This window comes from Methylocella tundrae (genome assembly GCF_901905185.1).
In the GTDB taxonomy this organism is placed as follows: domain Bacteria; phylum Pseudomonadota; class Alphaproteobacteria; order Rhizobiales; family Beijerinckiaceae; genus Methylocapsa; species Methylocapsa tundrae.
The window spans coordinates 14,400-32,763 of the sequence record NZ_CABFMQ020000087.1 but is presented as its reverse complement, the minus strand read 5'-3'; the positions used below and the strand labels follow the sequence as shown (position 1 = coordinate 32,763).

The 18,364-nt window shown below is 62.6% G+C and carries 14 protein-coding genes; 4 read left to right on the top strand and 10 right to left on the bottom strand.

Going from position 1 to position 18,364, the window contains the following annotated elements; all coding sequences use genetic code 11:
* Position 1: 1 nt before the first annotated feature.
* Positions 2-1,261: a glucoamylase family protein gene (locus MPC4_RS12535; RefSeq protein WP_174512809.1), complete on the bottom strand. Its 1,260-nt coding sequence runs from the start codon at positions 1,259-1,261 to the stop codon at positions 2-4.
* A 102-nt stretch (positions 1,262-1,363) separates the two neighbouring features.
* On the bottom strand, positions 1,364-3,184 hold the full coding sequence (locus tag MPC4_RS12530; protein WP_174512808.1) for an ABC transporter ATP-binding protein/permease: 1,821 nt from the start codon (positions 3,182-3,184) through the stop codon (positions 1,364-1,366).
* 295 nt (positions 3,185-3,479) lie between these two features.
* Between MPC4_RS12530 and MPC4_RS12525 the strand changes: the two genes are divergently transcribed.
* The gene (locus MPC4_RS12525; protein WP_244628991.1) at positions 3,480-5,573 is read left to right on the top strand and encodes a glycoside hydrolase family 3 N-terminal domain-containing protein; all 2,094 of its coding nucleotides are present in this window, start codon (positions 3,480-3,482) and stop codon (positions 5,571-5,573) included.
* 161 nt (positions 5,574-5,734) lie between these two features.
* Here the strand turns inward: MPC4_RS12525 and MPC4_RS12520 are convergent, their stop codons facing one another.
* The 7 genes from MPC4_RS12520 to hemB all read right to left on the bottom strand — a co-directional run bounded on the left by MPC4_RS12520 (position 5,735) and on the right by hemB (position 14,523).
* Positions 5,735-6,439: a hypothetical protein gene (locus tag MPC4_RS12520; protein WP_244628990.1), complete on the bottom strand. Its 705-nt coding sequence runs from the start codon at positions 6,437-6,439 to the stop codon at positions 5,735-5,737.
* 12 nt (positions 6,440-6,451) lie between these two features.
* Positions 6,452-7,201 carry an SDR family NAD(P)-dependent oxidoreductase gene (locus MPC4_RS12515; protein ID WP_174512807.1) on the bottom strand — a complete coding sequence of 250 codons (750 nt, stop codon included), beginning with the start codon at positions 7,199-7,201 and terminating at the stop codon, positions 6,452-6,454.
* Positions 7,202-7,324: 123 nt separating this feature from the next.
* The gene (gene purF, locus MPC4_RS12510) at positions 7,325-8,806 is read right to left on the bottom strand and encodes an amidophosphoribosyltransferase (RefSeq protein ID WP_174512806.1); all 1,482 of its coding nucleotides are present in this window, start codon (positions 8,804-8,806) and stop codon (positions 7,325-7,327) included.
* 259 nt (positions 8,807-9,065) lie between these two features.
* Positions 9,066-9,668 (bottom strand): CvpA family protein, encoded by a 603-nt coding sequence (locus MPC4_RS12505; RefSeq protein WP_134487233.1) that lies wholly within the window; start codon positions 9,666-9,668, stop codon positions 9,066-9,068.
* A 221-nt stretch (positions 9,669-9,889) separates the two neighbouring features.
* A complete protein-coding gene (radA, locus tag MPC4_RS12500; protein WP_174512805.1) occupies positions 9,890-11,296 on the bottom strand; it encodes a DNA repair protein RadA in 1,407 nt (468 codons plus the stop codon).
* Positions 11,297-11,391: 95 nt separating this feature from the next.
* Positions 11,392-12,891, bottom strand: a complete 1,500-nt coding sequence (locus MPC4_RS12495; protein WP_174512804.1) for a replicative DNA helicase — start codon at positions 12,889-12,891, stop codon at positions 11,392-11,394.
* A 543-nt stretch (positions 12,892-13,434) separates the two neighbouring features.
* Positions 13,435-14,523 (bottom strand): porphobilinogen synthase, encoded by a 1,089-nt coding sequence (gene hemB, locus MPC4_RS12490; RefSeq protein WP_174512803.1) that lies wholly within the window; start codon positions 14,521-14,523, stop codon positions 13,435-13,437.
* 137 nt (positions 14,524-14,660) lie between these two features.
* On the opposite strand from hemB, the gene MPC4_RS12485 reads away from it, so the two are divergent.
* Positions 14,661-15,653: a glutathione S-transferase family protein gene (locus MPC4_RS12485; RefSeq protein ID WP_174512977.1), complete on the top strand. Its 993-nt coding sequence runs from the start codon at positions 14,661-14,663 to the stop codon at positions 15,651-15,653.
* A 9-nt stretch (positions 15,654-15,662) separates the two neighbouring features.
* Here MPC4_RS12485 and MPC4_RS12480 read toward each other — a convergent pair whose 3' ends face one another.
* Positions 15,663-15,989 (bottom strand): DUF3572 domain-containing protein, encoded by a 327-nt coding sequence (locus MPC4_RS12480; RefSeq protein ID WP_174512802.1) that lies wholly within the window; start codon positions 15,987-15,989, stop codon positions 15,663-15,665.
* Between the two features lie 110 nt (positions 15,990-16,099).
* Here MPC4_RS12480 and MPC4_RS12475 point away from each other — a divergent pair, with 110 nt between their 5' ends.
* Positions 16,100-16,471: a response regulator gene (locus MPC4_RS12475; protein WP_174512801.1), complete on the top strand. Its 372-nt coding sequence runs from the start codon at positions 16,100-16,102 to the stop codon at positions 16,469-16,471.
* A 62-nt stretch (positions 16,472-16,533) separates the two neighbouring features.
* Positions 16,534-17,949 (top strand): PleD family two-component system response regulator, encoded by a 1,416-nt coding sequence (locus MPC4_RS12470; protein ID WP_174512800.1) that lies wholly within the window; start codon positions 16,534-16,536, stop codon positions 17,947-17,949.
* Positions 17,950-18,364: the final 415 nt, after the last annotated feature.

The window sequence follows — 18,364 nt, the reverse complement described above, 5'->3', positions numbered from 1 at the left end:
GTCAGGCGCCGATATGCGGCGATTGGAAGCCAAGACGGCGCAGGCCTCTTTGGACATCGAGATCGCCCATGAACAAACGCCACATCAGGCCGCTGCGGAAATTCTCGATCATCACGACGATGGGGCCCTGATCGATGGCGAGATAGGTCTCGGCGCGCCAGCCATGCGTCTCGCTGAAGGCGTCGACGAAGCCGAAACGTCCCCAGATCCCTTCGCCAAGATCGTCGTGAAAATGGCGCATGGCGCGCATCGATTGCTGCGGCGCGTAGGCAAAACTCGAGAGCGCCGCTGTCGGTGAAATCACTCCATTGTCGTTGTCGGGCGCGTGCGCCATATAGCCCGACGGGTCGTCGCTCGCAGTCAATCCCCACGCTGAGGGGCCATAGCCCTTGTGGCCGTTCGGGTTGCGCACGCAGTGTTCGTAATTGATCAGCGTATGCTGGACATTCTGTCGCCAGTAATCGGCGTAATCATCACGAAGGCCGCGCGGGTCGAGCCCGCAGAACGAATAATGCGCGAAGAACAACGGTCCGCCGAAATCGGGACCAAGCGGTAGCTCGAGATCATAGAAGCTGCGCCGGTTGATGAAGACGCGGCTCTGAGCGAAGCCGCCGTGATAGGCGGCCGGATCGATGGCGTGGCGCGGCGAGGCGGCGGCGAGGACATAAGCGATGAGACATTCGTTCCAGCCCCTGATTTCCGCGTCGAGGGCAAAGCCATTGTTCGGGCTCCAATGCCATGTCAGCGCTTTGCGTCCGTCACGCGTATGCCAGTTCCATTCCGCATCGCTCCACATCCAGGTGATGTGATCGCGCAGGCTTTTCTCGTCCGCTCCCTCTCCATCGAAAAATTGCCGCGCGCACAAAAGGCCCTGAAAGAGAAAGGCCGTCTCGACGATGTCGGCGCCGTCATCCTTGCGGCCGAAGGGAATGGTCGCCCCGGTGCGCCCATTCATGAAATGCGGAAACAGACCATGATAGGAGGGCGTCCGTTCGAGAAAAGCGATCATCGCGTTAAGTCTTGCAACCGCTGCTTCGCGTTCGATCCAGCCGCGCGCGACGGCGACGATGATCGCCATGACGCCGAAGCCGGATCCTCCGATCGAGATCAGATCGTCGCTGGCGTCGGCGTTCAGCCCGGTGCGGTCCCGCGCAAGAAAACTGAGGGGATGAGCGCCTTCCCAGAAAAACCGGAAGGTCTGCCTTTGCACGAGATCAAGCAGCGCCTCGTCTGAGAGGTTCGAAGATTGCGGGCGGGTCAAGGACGTCTCCACGATCAAGGCCCGTTTGCCGCCACGGGTTCAGATGATGAGAGCATTTTCAAACGTAGTTGCGTCAAGGAAAATGGGCGAAAACAAAGCGCGCTAATCAATGACATTGGCGTTCGCCCCAGCGTCGCACGCCGGCGTCGCCGCAACGCCCGGACTGAGGTGGGACGCAAGCGTTTCTCCATGTGGGTCTTCGATGAGGTGCAGGACGCGCGAGAAGAATCCCTTTTGCGTGTCGGGCCTGCCGATGTTGAGGACTGCCGTCCCGGCCAGTTCCGACGAAAAAAGGTCAATCACGATGGCGCGCGTGTCCTCGTCGAGCGCGTCGAGCGCCTCGTTGATCAGAACCCAGCGCGGTTTGTGGAGCAGGAGACGGGCGAACTGAAGACTTTGCTGTTCATCGCTGCCGAGCTCACGTTCCCACCGGTGCGAATGATCGAGATCCGGCAACAAACGGGCGAGACCCATCCGCTGCAGCGCCGCGGCGAAGGCGCCCTCCTCGAAATTTTTGGCGGGCGAGGGATAGGCGATGGCCGCTCGCAAGGTTCCCGGCGGGAGATAGGGGCGGTTTGACAGGAACATCATCGCATGTCCGACCGGCAGCGAAATGCGCCCGGAGCCCCACGGCCAGAGACCGGCGATCGCACTGAAGAAATTACTCCTTCCCGCGCCGGGTCTGGCGATGATCAAGATGCGCTCTCCCGGTTTGATCGTGACATGGCGCTCGCTTAGCCTGGTGCAGGTCTCGGGCGACGCCACGCGCAGATCGTCGAACTGCAGCTTCTCCTCTGTCGAAGGCGCGATCTCGATGCGGCCGGCGCTATTGCCGAGCCTATCTATGTCGACGAGCGCCTGCCGAAAGGTGGCGACGCGCATCAAGGTCGCCTGCCAGTCGGCGATGGCGCTGAAATTGTCGACGAACCAGCGCAGCGCCTGCTGCACCTGATTGAAGGCGCCGACCACCATCATCAGGCCGCCGAGCGTGAGATCGCCGCTGAAAAATCCCGGCGCCGCGACGACGATCGGCGCGACAATTGCGAACCATCCGTAGCCGGCGGTGATCCAGGTCAGCCGGGTGACGCCGGTCACGAGCCGGCGCATGATGTCAAGGACAGGCTGCAACTCATTGTGCAGACGTTGCTTTTCATCCTCCTCGCCGCCGTAGAAAGCGATGGCGTCGTTGCGTTCATTCACGCGCACAAGAGCAAAACGCAGCTCCGCCTCGCGCCCGTAACGCTCGGCGTTGAGCTGGATCAACGGATTTCCGACACGCCAGCTCATCCAGGACGCCGCGCCCGCGTAAATGAGCGCGGACCAGACCATATAGCCGGGGACCGCGACATGATGGCCGAAAAGATTGAACCCGATGCCGTCCGACAAAATCCACAAGACGCCGATGAAGCTGGCAAGCAGAAGCGTCGACTGCAGCAGGCCGATGCCAAGATCGGTGGTCAGCTCGACGAGATGGCGCGCGTCCTCGTGAATGCGCTGATCCGGATTGACCCCGATTTCACCGGCGTTTGCGAGCCGGAACGCCCGCCTCGGCCCGAGCCAGAGATCAATGAGCTCGCGTGTCAGCCGCGCGCGCAATTTCAGCTTGGTGATCTGATTGAGCCAGATCTGGGCGACGTTCAAAATCAGAAGGCCGCTGGCGATCATCGCAAAAACCCAGAGCTGCTGCAGGAAACCGGAAAGGTCCTTGCGCGCGAGCGCATCATAAAAGGGATGGTTCCATGCGTTCAGCTTGATCTGGCCAAAAGCCGTGGCGCCGACAACAACGCAGAGCGCAAAGGCGAGAAGAAGGAATTGATTGCGCTCGGGCGACGCCCACAAGGCCCGCATCATCATCAGAAGCTGGGCGTCGAACCCGTGCTCACGGGTTTCGGTCGCGGGCGGCATATTTGCTGGTCTGGTCATCAAATCGCGATTTTCAGTGGCGGCTGGCTGCTAAAAAGCACCCCTTGATATGATTATGCAAATTCACAGAGTGATGGCCGAATGCGAAGTTGGCTGTGCGTTCCGGCGCCTTCGATATTGCAAAGCTACGCCCCGGCCCTCGCTTTTTCATCAATCAGGATCGAAAATGCTCCCGGTTCGTAAGCGGTTTTTAAAAGTTTAGCACGATCGCGCTGACCGGCGCCCCGGCCAGCGTTCATTCATAAGGGCGGCGCGAGGACCGGCTATCGACAGGATATCAAAACTTCTCGCGGCGATGACCCTCGAAGAAAAGGTTGGTCAGCTTAGCATGGCTGCCGGAGGCTATGCTGTAACGGGTCCGCTTCTCGGCGGAGACGTAACGGCCGACATTCGCGCCGGTCGCGTCGGGAGCCTCCTCAATCTCTGGGGCGCCGAGGTCATTTCGGCTGTTCAAAAAATGGCCATCGAGGAGACGAGGCTCGGAATCCCGCTCCTTGTCGGTTTTGACGTCCTGCACGGCCACCGCACCATCTTTCCCATTCCGCTCGCGGAAGCCGCGGCCTTCGACGCCGCGCTTTGGGCCGCGACGGCGCGAGCCTCCGCGGCGGAGGCGGCGCAAGACGGGATTTCGCTGGTTTTTGCGCCGATGCTCGATGTCGCGCGTGATCCGCGCTGGGGCCGCATCGCCGAAGGGGCAGGGGAAGATCCACTTGTCGCGGCGGAATTCGGCAAAGCCAAAGTTTTTGGTTTTCAGGGCGCGAATCTTGAGGAGCCTGGGGCCGTCGCCGCAACGGTGAAGCATTTTTGCGCTTATGGCGCGGCGCTGGCGGGCCGCGATTATGCCTCGGTCGACATTTCCGAGCGCACGCTGCATGAGGCGTATCTCCCGCCTTTCGCGGCGACGGTCGCCGCCGGCTGCGCCGCCGTGATGCCGGCCTTCATGGATCTTGCCGGCATTCCCATGACGGCGCATCGCCCCTTGCTGCGCGGCTGGCTGCGCGGAAAACAACGTTTCGACGGTGTAATCATTAGCGATTACAACGCGCTTGCCGAATTGATGCGCCATGGCGTTGCCGCCGATCTCGTGGACGCGGCCGCGCTGGCGCTGATCGCGGGCGTCGACATCGACATGATGAGCGGGGCTTATCACAAAGGTCTTCCGCGAGCCGTCGCCGAGGGGCGCGTCTCGATGGAGGAGATCGACGCCAGCGTGCGCCGCGTGTTGACGCTGAAGCAGCGCCTTGGGCTTTTCGACGCTGCTTGCCGCCAACGCAAAGTCGAAACTCCGAGCCCCGCGCCGGGGCCTCTGGCGCGCGAGGCCGCGCGGCGCGCGATCGTGCTTCTGACGAATAAGGGCGCGCTGCCGCTTCCGTCGTCTTTGGAAAAAATCTCGGTCATAGGTCCGCTCGCCGACGCAAGACGGGAAATGGATGGGCCGTGGGCGGCGGCGGGCGACCGGGAGAAGCCCGTGGCCATTCTCGAAGGTCTGGCCGCCACGCTGCCTGATGTTGAGATACGGTTCGCGGCCGGCGTCGGCATCGAGGGGGAGGATGATTCAGGAATCATTGGCGCTTTGGAGCTTTGCCGCGACGCCGACGTCATCGTGCTATGCGTTGGCGAAGCCGCCGCGATGAGCGGAGAGGCGGCCTCGCGCGCCGATCTTGGGCTGCCTGGGCGCCAGACGGAACTGGCGAAGGCGGCGCTTGATCTCGGCAAGCCCGTCGTCGCACTTTTATCCAGCGGCCGGCCCCTGACGGTTCCCTGGCTCTTCGAGCGAGCCGCTGCGGTCCTTGCGACGTGGTTTCTGGGTGTTGAAGCTGGAAACGCGATCGCCGATGTGCTGACGGGGCGCTTCAACCCCGTCGGCCGCCTGCCCGTCACCTGGCCCCGCGCCGTCGGGCAAATTCCGATTTTTCTCGGCCCCCGCCCGACGGGACGTCCTTTCGCCCCGAATGATTCTTACACGAGCAAATATCTCGACGTTTCAGTTCGGCCGCAATTTTATTTCGGACACGGCCTGTCCTATAGCTGCTTTGCGATCAGCGATCTGCGCGCAAAAAGCCAAAGCTTCCGTTTCGACGAGACGGTCGAATTCACCGCCGAGATCGTCAATGAGGGACCGCAAAGTGGCGAGGCGACGGTGTTTCTGTTCGCACGCGACGTGCTTGCCTCGATCGCCCGGCCCCTGCTCGAACTTAAGGGATTCGCCAAGATCGCATTGTGCGCGGGCGAAAAAGGATTGGTTTATTTTTCGCTGGCCGCTCGCGAACTGAGCTTTCCCGGCGCGGATTCCCAACCCTGTTTCGAGCCCGGCGCTTTCGAATTTTCCGCCGGATTCAGCGCCGAGCCGGAGGCTCTCGTCACGATCAGGCTTGAGGCTCTGCCTTGAGCGAAAAAGCGCTCATCGGCGGGCGCCCCAATCCGGCGAGCGTCAACCGAACGGCGTCATTGAGCGGCGTATGCGGTTCGCTTCCCAAAAATTTCGCAAGGCGCGCATGGCACAGGCGCGGCGGCTCAGGCTCTCATCAATCATGTCGCGGAGGGTCTGGTTCAGGGCTGGGGCGGCTGAGGGAAAGCGAGGATTTCGCTAGTGTAGGTCTCGACCACTTCGCTAAATGGCGCGCCGTCGGGCAACGTCAGCACGGCGCGATGTTCAAGCACGGCAGCTGGAATTTTCAGCGGCGATCCGCCTGAGTCCGGCGCTGTGGCCGCCATCTCCCAGCCTTGCGGCAGCGGAGACCAGAGCAGTTTCGCCGAGAGCGTCCGGCGCTGAAAGTGCAGCGGCTGCACGGCGCGCCCGAAGGCGATGTCGGTCGACTCGAGCGCATGGTTCATTTCAGGCGTCAGCCTTGCGGGCACATACCAATTGTCGGCTTCGGACAGGACATGATCGCCGCAGGCGAGGCGCACCCTCCGATAACGGATAGGCTCGGCCTCGCCGACGCCGAGGAGTTGACGCTGCTCCCGCGTCGGCGGCTTTTCGACGCCCGTCATCCGCTCGGCGACAATTTGGGCGGGCGAGGCCAAATGATGCGTTTCGCACCAGCGATCGAGGGTCAGCGTCGCGCTGTCATGGCTGAGCAAATCCGCGTTGAGGGTTTGCAGCAGAGCGAGAGCTTCGAGGCGGGCGCCGAAGCTGTCTGTCCAGGCCGGGGGAGGTTGGCCGTCCCCGCGCGCCGCTCCGAGGAGAATCAGGAGGGCGAAGCCAGCCGCTGGGATCAATTGAGCGCCAGAGCGCACCCGCAGTGTCTCCATAAACCGTCGCCCTTACGCAGGCGCCGTAAAGCTTAGCACGCGGTCTTGCGGAAAGTCATAGAGCTTGCCGGTCTCGGTCCAGTCCGGCGAACAAAGGGCGGCGACTTTCGGCGCGAAATCTTCCGGCGTGCGCAAAGTCATCGGGTCTTCGCCCGGCATCGCCTTTGCGCGCATGCGCGTGCGCAACGGCCCCGGATTGACGGCCATGACCTTGATCGCGGTGATGTTCATGGTCTCGACGGCGTATGTTCGCACCAAAGCATTGAGCGCGGCTTTCGAGACGGCATAGGCGCCCCAATAGGGCCGGAAATCAGCGGCATGGGCGACGCTGGAAGTCAGGAAGACCGCGCGGCCCGCGTCCGACGCGCGCAGCAGCGGGTCGAGCGACCGGATGAGCCGCCAGTTGGCGGTGACATTGACCGCCAAAACTTCGTCCCATTCTTTCGGCTCGATGTGGCCGAGGGGCGTTATTGAGCCCAGTACGCCCGCGTTGCCGACGAGAATGTCGAGCTTGCCCCAGCGGTCATAAATCGCCCGGCCGAGACGGTCGAGCGCGTCGAAATCCGTGATGTCGCAGGGCGTGAGCGTCGCTTCGCTCCCTTCGGCGCGGATGGCGTCGTCGAGATCCTCGAGTGCGCCCTGGGTGCGGGCGAGCGCGATGATATGCGCGCCGGCTCTGGCGAGTTGGAGCGCGACGGCGCGGCCGACGCCACGGGACGCCCCGGTGACGAGGGCGATACGGCCTTGAAGGGAAACAGGCATGGAAGGCTTTGCGCTCGACGATGGATGGCTTGCGGAGGAACCTCTATCGCGCTTCCAAGGCGAGCGGAAGCCGGGATTTGAAGCGCAGGATCGAAGGTTTGCTGAGGTTTAGATCAAAGGGATCTAACTGGCTTCGGCGAGGAGAGAAAGCTGGCTTTTCGTCTCGCCGGTGAGATCGGTGAGGTGGGTCGGATAATCGCCGGTGAAGCAATGGTCGGTGAATTGCGGCCGCAGCGGATCGCGGCCTTCTTCCCCCATCGCGCGGTAAGTGCCATCGACCGAGAGGAAAGCCAGCGAATCGCAGCCGATGTAATCGCGCATTTCCTCCAGCGTATGGGTCGCGGCGAGGAGGTTTTCACGCACCGGCGTATCAATGCCGTAATAGTCGGGGTGAGTGATCGGCGGCGATGAAATTCTGAAATGCACTTCTTTGGCGCCGGCGTCGCGCATCATCTGCACGATCTTGACGGAGGTCGTACCCCGTACGATCGAATCGTCGATCAGCACAATGCGCTTGCCTTCGACGACGGCGCGGTTGGCGCTGTGCTTGAGGCGCACCCCCAGTTCGCGCACGGTCTGGGTCGGTTGGATGAAGGTGCGCCCGACATAATGGTTGCGAATGATGCCGAGTTCAAAGGGAATGCCGGAGCATTGCGCATAGCCGATCGCGGCGGGCACGCCCGAATCCGGCACCGGCACCACGACGTCGGCCTCTACGCCCGATTCGCGCGCGAGTTCGGCGCCCATCGCCTTGCGCACATTGTAGACCGGCCGGCCATGCACGATGGAATCCGGCCGGGCGAAGTAGATGTATTCGAAAATGCAGGGGCGCATCGGGCGCGGCGGGAAGGGGTGCAGGCTTTCAATGCCTTCTTTCGAAATGACGACGATCTCGCCATTTTCGATGTCGCGCACGAAGCGGGCGCCGATAATGTCGAGAGCGCAGGTTTCCGAGGCGAGAATATAGTTGCCGTCGAGTTCGCCGAGAACCAGAGGGCGGATGCCGAGCGGATCGCGGGCGCCGATCAGCATTGTATTCGAGAGAGCGACGAGCGCGTAGGATCCTTCTAGCGCGCGCAGGGCTTCGATGAAGCGCTCGACGATGCGCAGCCGGCGGCTGCGCGCCATCAGATGCAAAATAACTTCGGTGTCGGATGTCGACTGATAGATGGCGCCGGTCTGGACGAGATCACGCCGGAGGGTCAGTCCGTTGGTGAGATTGCCGTTGTGGGCGACCGCGAAGCCGCCGGAATTCAGTTCGGCGAAGAGCGGCTGCACATTGCGCAGAATGGTCTCGCCGGTCGTCGAATAGCGCACATGGCCAATGGCAGCCTCGCCCGGCAGGCGGGCGATCGTCGAGGCTTTGGAGAAATGATCGCCGACGAGGCCCAGGCGGCGCTCAGAATTGTAGCGCTGCCCGTCAAAAGAGACGATGCCCGCCGCTTCCTGGCCGCGATGCTGCAAGGCGTGCAGTCCGAGCGCGGTGACGGCGGCGGCGTCCGGATGGCCGAAGATGCCAAAGACGCCACATTCCTCGCGGAGCCGATCGGCTTCGAGGTCTAGATCCGTCCAGCTGCTCGAACCAGAATGGGCTGCGTCATCCATAACCGTCTCCTGCCGCTCTCGACGAGCAGCTTGGCGTTCAAGCTATTGCTGGCGTGTTCCCGAACGTTGAGCCATGTCTCACAGACTCGAGCCGCGCCGACGCCACAAAAGTTACATAATGCAACTCACGCCATTCGTCGACCCTCCGCGGGAGCGATGATTGTCGCACCCTCGGGGTTTTCTCTTGAGAGAAGCGGATTCTTTTCTGTGCATAGCGGCTTCGCCCTGGCGCGGGCCAAACAGGCTCGCGCTGCGAGGCTCAGGTCTTTTTTCCGCTCGGAGGCTTCGGAGTCGGAAGCGGCGCGGTTGGCGCGACGTCGCTGTCGGGCGCCGCCTCTTCGTTCGGGACTGCCTTCGGCTGCTTCAGCTTGGCGAGGAGGCCCTCGGGATCGTCGGGCAGCATCGCCATGAGTTGATCGCCGGTGACTTGCAGCAAGGGCCGCATGCGCGCTGTTCTGACCCACTCGGGCTGCGTCTTTTCAGGAACGAGCCAGTTGAAGAAGATGAAGGCGATGACGCAAAGGAGAAGTCCGCGCACCGCTCCGAAGACGAAGCCAAGCGAGCGATCGAGCGCGCCGACTTTCGAATCGAGAATGGCGTCCGAAAACTTGATGGTGATCAGCGAGACCACGATCAGGGTCACGAAGAAAACGCCCGCGGCGGAAACGGCGAGCGCGATCACGTCCTTGGCGATGTATGGTTTCACATAGGGCAGCACCAGCGGATGCAGGTAGACCGCGGCCAACGCCGCGGCGCCCCATGAGGCGATGGCCAGCACCTCGCGGGTGAATCCCCGCAGCATGGCGAGAAAGGCGGAAATCAGGATGACGACGATCAAGCCCAGATCGAGATAGGATGGCATTGTTGTTTGGCCCCTTGCGCCCAAATCCCATGTTTGATGCCGCTGGCGCGCGAAGCGCCGCTGCTATCGACTGACGTTGCCGGGTAGACCGGCGCCAAAACGAGCAAAAGACCACGATAGCGCCGAAAGCGTCGCGAATTTCTTATAGCGAGCCGATCGGCCCCAGTCACCCCGCAAAGAGAAGGCGCAAAGGGGAGGCCCTCCGCGAGCGTTGCCGCAGGTCAGCCGCGCTGGCGCGCCGCCTCGCGCTTGCCGGCGCCGATTTCCGCCGCCAGTCCCGAGATGTGCTTGCAACCGCGCACGGCCAAATCTTTTGAAACGGCCTCGCCGCGCTCGCTTGGCCCATGCGGAATGGTGGCGCGGCAAAAGCCGAGTTTTGCCGCCTCTTTCAGCCGCGCGAGTCCATGCGCCACCGGCCGGATAGCGCCCGAAAGCGCGATTTCGCCGAAGAAAACCGAATCGGCGGACAGCGCTATGTTGCTCAAGGATGAAACCAGGGCGGCCGCCGCGGCAAGGTCGGCGGCCGGTTCGCCAACCCGCAATCCGCCCGCGACGGTGAGGTAAATGTCATATTGGGAAAGCTTGACCCCGGCGTGCGTTTCGAGAACGGCGACGATCATGGCAAGGCGCGAGGCGTCCCAGCCGACGACGGCGCGGCGCGGCGTGCCGAGGGAGCTTTGCGCCACCAGCGCCTGAAATTCGACAAGCAGGGGGCGCGAGCCTTCCATCCCGGCGAAGACGGCGGCTCCGGGCGCCGCGGCGTCGCGCGCTGAGAGAAAAAGGGCGGAGGGGTTGCCGACTTCCGCTAGGCCGCGCCCAGTCATCTCGAAGACGCCAATCTCATCAGTCGGGCCGAAGCGGTTCTTGACCGCGCGAAGCAGGCGAAGATCGCGGCCGCCTTCGCCTTCAAAGGAAAGAACGGCGTCGACCATGTGTTCGACCACGCGCGGGCCGGCGATCTGGCCGTCCTTGGTGACATGCCCGACAAGGATCACCGCCGCGCCGGTCGTCTTGGCGAAGCGGATCAGCGCCTGAGCCGCGCCGCGCACCTGGCTCACCGTGCCCGGCGTCGATTCAACGAGGCTCGTCCACATGGTCTGGATCGAATCGATGACGACGAGGGAAGGGCGCTTGCCGCGGCTCAGCGTTGCAATGATGTCTTCGACGCTGGTTTCGGCGGCGAGTTCGACCGGACTTTTCGCAAGGCCAAGGCGCTGCGCCCGCAGACGCACCTGGTCGACCGCCTCTTCGCCCGAAATATAGACGACGCGCTGACCCTTGGCGGCGAGCGCCGCGCAGGCCTGAATGAGCAGCGTCGATTTGCCGATACCGGGCTCGCCGCCGAGCAGAAGCACGGAGCCGGAGACAAAGCCGCCCCCCGTCACGCGGTCGAGTTCGCCGATGCCGGTCAGGATGCGCGGCGGCGCCGGGCGGTCCGTCTCGATCAGGCCTGAAAGCTCGAAAACCCGGCCCTTGCGCATGCCAATCGCCGCCTGCGCGCCAATGCCGGTCGCGGCGCTTTCCTCCGTGATCGTGTTCCATTCTCCACAGGCCTCGCAGCGGCCTTGCCAGCGCCCGGTGACGGCGCCGCAGTTCTGACAGACGAATGAGGCGTGCGGCTTCGCCATCAGCGCGCCTGTCTCAATATGGAGATCACAGAGTCTCTTTTCATTTCCAATATGTTGGACCGGTAGTCCACAAGCGGGCGGAAATCCCGCGCCGCTCAGATATGGTCCGGCAAGGCGTCTTCGCGGGCGAGATTGGAGAAGCGCGTCATTTCCGCTTCAAAAGCAAGCTCGACGGTTCCGGTCGGGCCGTGGCGCTGCTTGCCGATGATGACCTCGGCCTTGCCGTGGACGTTCTCCATGTCGGTCTGCCACTTGATGAATTCCTCGGTGCCTTCGCGCGGCTGCTTGTTATTCAGATAATATTCCTCGCGATAAACGAACATCACGACGTCGGCGTCCTGCTCGATCGAACCCGATTCGCGAAGGTCGGAGAGCTGCGGGCGCTTATCATCGCGCGATTCGACCTGACGCGATAATTGCGAAAGGGCGATCACCGGCACGTTCATCTCCTTGGCCAGAGCCTTGAGGCCGGTGGTGATTTCGGTCACCTCCTGCACGCGGCTGTCACCCCTACTTTTCGAGCCGCCGAGCAATTGCAGATAGTCGATGACCAGAACGTCGAGGCCGCGTTGGCGTTTCAACCGGCGCGCCCGCGCGGTCAATTGCGCGATCGACAAGCCGCCGGTCTGGTCGATGTAAAAAGGGATCGACTGCATCAGGCGGGCGGCGTCGGCGATGCGATGGAATTCGGATTCGCTGATGTCGCCACGCCGGATCTTGTAAGACGCCACGGCGGCCTGTTCAGCGATGACGCGCGTCGCCAGCTGCTCGGCCGACATTTCAAGCGAGAAAAAGCCGACGATGCCGCCATTGATCGTCTCGGGCGTGCCGTCGGGGCGCATCTGAGATTCATACGCCTTGGCTATGTTGAAGGCGATGTTGGTCGCAAGCGCCGTCTTGCCCATGCCCGGGCGTCCGGCGACGATGATGAGATCGGAGGCCTGCAAGCCGCCCATTTTGTGGTCGAGATCGACAAGCCCGGTCGATATGCCGGAAAGATGGCCGTCGCGCTCAAAGGCTTTCGCCGCCATGTCGACGGCGATCGTCAAAGCGTCGGAAAAACGCTGGAAGCCGCCCTCATAGCGGCCGGTCTCGGCGACCGAATACAGCTTGCGCTCGGCCTCCTCGATCTGCTCGCGCGGCGAAGCGGCGACGGGCGCGTCATATGCCGCGTTGACGATGTCCTCGCCGATCAGGATGAGATCGCGGCGGATCGCCAGATCATGGATCGTCCGCCCGTAATCCTCGGCGTTGATGACCGTCGTCGCCTCGGCGGCGAGGCGGGCGAGATATTGCGGCACGCTCATGCCGCCAAGATCATGGTCGCCGAGGAAGGTTTTGAGCGTGATCGGCGATGCGAGCTTGCCGGCCCGGATCAATTGCCCCGCGACGTCGAAAATGCGCCTGTGCACATCCTCGGAAAAATGCGCGGGCTTCAGAAAGTCGGAGACGCGATCGAAGGCGTCATTATTGACGAGGATCGCGCCGAGCAGCGCCTGCTCGGCCTCGAGATTATGCGGGGCGAGCCGGTAGCCAGGCGCCTCGGCGCCCTGCCGCGCGCCGGACTTGCTGATCAGATTGTCGATGGCTGACATTCAGTCTTTCTTGCGAATCACTTCAAAGCCTTCACCATGCGGCTGGCCTACTTGCATGCCACGCATATTGGCCCGGCGCAAAAAACAACTCGACTCGCGCCCGCTATCCACATCGTCTGCGGACAATGTGGAAGAATGCCGTGGACGCTCGCCGGCGCCCGTCTTCAATACCGCGGGCTCGCCTACCATTCCTCATCCTGTTGGCCGCCGGGACATTCCTTCCTTTCAAGGCATTGGCACCGTCCAGTGCCTTGCTGGCAATTGGGTTTGCGGTTTGTCCCGCATGTATAGCTCGCGCCGTCTTGACCGGTGTAGGCGCCTCCGCAAGCTCCTTCGGAATATCCGAAGTCGGCGGCCGCAAGAAAAGCAAGGCCCAGAAATCCATAGGCGACAGGGATGAAAACTCTAAGCATCGTCTCGGCGACCCGCGGGTTGCATGAAATTCCAAAAAAAAAGCTGAATGGGGGAGCCCTTCCGCCGGCGCGGGGCTCGCCTCCGGCGCTCCTCATCATGAGGGCTTTCGGGCAGCGGCCAAGGGTTGCCTCATCCGCCCTGCAGCAGCTTCGCGGCGCGTGGCGCGAAATAGGTTAAAACAGCGTCGGCGCCGGCCCGTTTGAAGGCGAGCAGGCTTTCCATCATCGCTTTGTCGCCGTCAAGCCAGCCATTGTTCACCGCTGCTTGAATCATCGCGTATTCGCCGGACACCTGATAGGCGAAGGTCGGCAGGCCGAATTTGTCTTTCACCCGGCAGATGATGTCGAGATAGGGCAGGCCCGGCTTCACCATCACGATGTCGGCGCCTTCCAGGATGTCCTGCGCGACCTCGCGCAGCGCCTCGTTCGAATTCGCGGGGTCCATCTGATAGGTGCGCTTGTCGCCGATGAGCGTCGCCCTGGTGCCGATGGCGTCGCGGAATGGGCCATAGAAAGCCGAAGCGTATTTGGCCGCATAGGCCAATATCTGCACGGACTGGAAACCTTCGGCGTCGAGCGCCGCCCTGATCGCCCTGACGCGGCCATCCATCATGTCGGACGGCGCAATCATGTCGGTGCCCGCGCGGGCCTGGTTCAGCGCCTGCTGCACCAGCACCTCGACCGTCTCATCGTTCAGAATTTCCTCGCCGGCCATAAGCCCGTCATGGCCGTGGCTGGTATAGGGATCCAGCGCGACATCGGTGATAAGGCCAAGATCCGGCGTCGTTTCCTTGATCGCCCGCACGGCGCGGCAGACAAGGTTTTCGGGGTTCAGCGCCTCGCTGCCGGTCTCGTCGCGCAGCGCCGGATCGGTATAGGGAAAAAGCGCGAGCGCTGGAATTCCCAAGGCCTGCGCCTCGCGCGCGGAATCAACGGCCGCGTCGATCGAAAGCCGGTCGACTCCCGGCAGAGAGGAAATCGGTTCGCGCAGATTGACGCCTTCGCAAACGAAGATCGGCCAGATCAGATCGGCAGGGGTCAGAACATTCTCGCGTACGAGACGACGCGCCCAATCGGCTTTGCGGTTCCGGCGCAGACGCAGCAGAGGTTCGCCGCGTGGCGCCGGCCGCGGCTGCGCTTCGGCGCTCGCAGGCGGCGCAAGCGCCAGCAGTTCGGTTGTCGGCTGACGTTTTGATTTTGGATTGAGCGGCCAAATCATGCAAAAATCTCCCGCGTCAGGCTCGGCTCGGACGCGATCGATGTGTAAGCTCAGCCATCCTTCATCGCAAGCCGCGGGCGCAGCTGGAGCCGCGGCCGCGACCCTATCGCGCATCCTCCAAATCAAAAAGGTGAATGATGGGACTGCTCGTCGACGGCATATGGCGCGACCAATGGTATGACACGCAGAGCACGGGCGGGCGCTTCGAGCGCGACGCCGCCAAGTTCCGCAATTGGGTGACGCCGGACGGCGCGCCGGGGCAGAGCGGGGAGGGCGGCTTCAAGGCGGAGCCCGGCCGCTATCATCTCTACGCCGCCTATTTTTGTCCCTGGGCGCATCGGACACTGATTTTCCGCGAGCTGAAAGGCCTCGCGCCGATGATCGGACTGTCGATCGTCAACTGGCTGATGCGGGAGAACGGCATCACCTTTGCTCCGGGCGAGGGCGTCATCGGCGATCCGATCCATCACGCCAGCTTTCTGTACGAGGTCTATCGCGCCGCCGCGCCCCATTATTCCGGCCGCGTCACGACGCCCGTCCTTTGGGACAAGGAAAAGCAGACGATCGTCTCGACCGAATCCTCCGAAATCATCCGCATGTTCAATTCCGCCTTCGACGGCGTGGGGGCGAAAGCCGGCGATTTTTACCCGGAGGATCTGCGCGGCGAAATCGACGCGCTCAACGCGCGCATTTATCCGACGGTCAACAATGGCGTCTACAGGGCCGGCTTTGCAACGACCCAAGCGGCCTATGAGGAAGCGATCGGACCCTTGTTCGACACGCTGGATTTTCTCGACGCCCGGCTCGCGGACTGCCGGTATCTCTGCGGCGACCGCATCACCGAAGCCGACATCAGGCTGCTGACGACCCTGCTGCGCTTCGACATCGTCTATGTCGGCCACTTCAAATGCAACGTCCGGCGCATCGCCGATTATGCAAACCTTTTCGGCTATGTCCGCGACCTTTATCAGACTGACGGCATCGCCGCGACTTTTCACCCGGACCACATCAAAGGGCATTATTATCAGAGCCATTTGCAGATCAATCCGACCGGGATCGTTCCCGTTGGCCCAAGAATCGATTTTTCCGCGCCGCATGACCGCGCGCGGCTCACCGGCGGCCTCGCATAATTTCGCGCCCTAGATCATCTCCTCTGGGGGAGCGAGGACATGCCGCGCCCTGAGGATCGCGGCGGGATCGCGGCCTGCATTGGCCGCGAAGGCCAGCAACAACGCCTCATTGGACGCCAGAAAATCGAGAACGCCGACAAAAAATCCAGGTTCGGCGGCGGCGGCGCGAAGATTGCCGATTTCGAGCCCCGAGAGGCTCATGAAACCTTCGAGCGCCGCCGGATCGGCCGCGATATAGCCCAAAACCTCAATGGCGAGCGCCTCGGCGCTTTCCTTGGCGGCTTCCCGCGGACCGGCGGCCTTGCCGGGATTCGACCGATTACCGCCATTTTGCATATTGGCGATTTCCCTTTCGTCAATTTCTATCCGTTAAGCCTTGCAGTTATGATCGGATGGCTCGAAAGCCAGGGCGGTCCGCCCTCTGCAAGGGTGGAAGTGGGTCTTCGATGGAAAAAACTATCCTGATCGTAGAAGATAATGAGCTGAACATGAAGCTGTTCAACGACCTCCTTGAAGCGCACGGCTACCGCACGGTGCAAACGCGCAGCGGCGTCGAGGCCGTCGGACTCGCCCGCCAGCATATGCCGGACCTGATCCTGATGGATATCCAGCTGCCTGAGGTTTCGGGGTTGGAGGTCACGCGCCGGCTGAAGGAGGATGAGGGATTGCGCCATATTCCGGTCATCGCCATCACCGCCTTCGCCATGAAGGGCGACGAGGAAAAGATCCGGCAGGGCGGATGCGAAGCCTATCTCTCAAAGCCGATCTCGATCGTCAAATTTCTCGAAACCGTGCGCAGTTACCTGCACGAACAATAATCTTCGCGCCGTTGCTCGCGGCGCCCCCGCCTTTGCCGGCCGCATGCTCGAAGGGGAGCCATATGACCGCACGCGTATTGGTCGTCGACGACATCCTTCCCAATCTCAAGCTGCTCGAGGCGCGGCTCACGGCCGAATATTTCGACGTCCTGACCTGCACCAATGGTCCGACCGCGCTTTCGATCTGCGCCAGAGGCGATTGCGACATCGTTCTCCTCGACGTCATGATGCCAGGCATGAGCGGTTTTGAGGTCTGCCGCCGCCTCAAGGCAGATCCCGCGACGGCGCATATCCCCATCGTCATGGTGACCGCGCTGGATCAGCCCTCGGACCGTCTGACCGGCCTTGAGGCCGGCGCGGACGACTTTCTGATCAAGCCGATCGACGAGGTCGCGCTTCTTGCGCGCGTGCGCTCGCTCGCCCGTCTGAGGCTCGCTCTCGACGAATTGCGCACCCGCGCGATGCGCGCGGCGCAACTTGGAATCAACAATCCGCTCGCCTCTGTGATGGACGAGAACGGCTCCGGCGGGCGCATTCTTGTTGTCGACGACCGCCGTTCGTCGAGCGAGACGGTCACGGGCGCGCTGCGCGCTCTGCATGACGTCGAACTCGAGCCGGACGCGCTGGAGGCGCTCGTCGAAGGCGCCGCTGGGCGCTATGATCTCTTCATCGTCAGCCTCAGCCTCAACGCCTATGACGGGCTCCGGCTCTGCAGCCAGATTCGCTCAGTCGAGGCGACCCGGCATATCCCGATTCTGGCCATCGCCGAACCGGAGGACCGCGCCAAAATCCTGCGCTGTCTCGACCTCGGCGTGAATGATTATCTGCTGCGCCCGATCGACCGCAACGAACTCATCGCCCGCGTGCGCACCCAGCTGCGCCGTAAACGCTACGCGGATGGCTTGCGCCAGAATGTCGAGGCCTCGATCGAAATGGCGGTGGTCGACGCTTTGACGGGCCTTCACAACCGACGCTATCTCGACGGCGCTCTCGCCGCTCTCCTTGAGGAAGCAAAGCGCAAGGCGAAGCCGCTTACCTTGATGATGTTCGACATCGATCACTTCAAGACCGTGAATGACGTGCATGGACACGAGGCCGGCGACCAGCTCCTGCAAAATTTGGCCGCGCGGATCAAGGGTTTGATCCGCAGCGCCGATCTTTTCTGCCGGCTCAGCGGCGATGAGTTCGTCATATTGATGCCTGAGACGCGTCTCGACGTCGCAGCCAGGGTCGCCGAGCGTGTGCGCGCCGGCGTCGAAAGCCAAGGGATTCCAGTCGAAGCCAGGGAGCGGCCCCTTTCGGTGACGATTTCCATCGGCTTGGCGGAGAGCGCCCAGAACGCGGCGGATTTGTTGCGCCGCGCGGACAAAGCGCTTTACCGATCAAAACAGTCGGGCCGCAACCGTGTCTTCATCGATGCGGCGGCGCCGGTGCGCTTGGAACGGATGACGGGTCTTCGCGTCGTCCGTTCGTCATGAGCCGCGCCAGAATCGTCCCGTTAACGAAAGAGAGAAATCGGCCGCAACAAGTCGTTGCATTGAGTCGGCCCTGCGCGCTAACGTTCAGACGCTGAGCTCGAGAAAATCGGGTGCGGCGCGGGAGGGGTTCCTGCAAGAAAATGTCCACCCGCGTCCCTGCGCATCACGCGCATTTGGCGACTTGACTGGAAGTTACCCTACGGAGTGCTCAGGTCCGCCGCATCTCCTGGGTCCGTAGGGTCGGCCGGCGCGCAAGTAGTAGGAGTGGCCTCCTCGAAACGCTACTTGCCGCCGGCCACCTTCGCCGGCATTTTTGCGCGCGGCGGCGTTTCAGGTTCTGAGCTTGACAGGCCGAGCCCGGGTCCAGCGGCGGGACGGCAGGGACTTCAGGCATCAGACATGCGTTGGGCCGAGC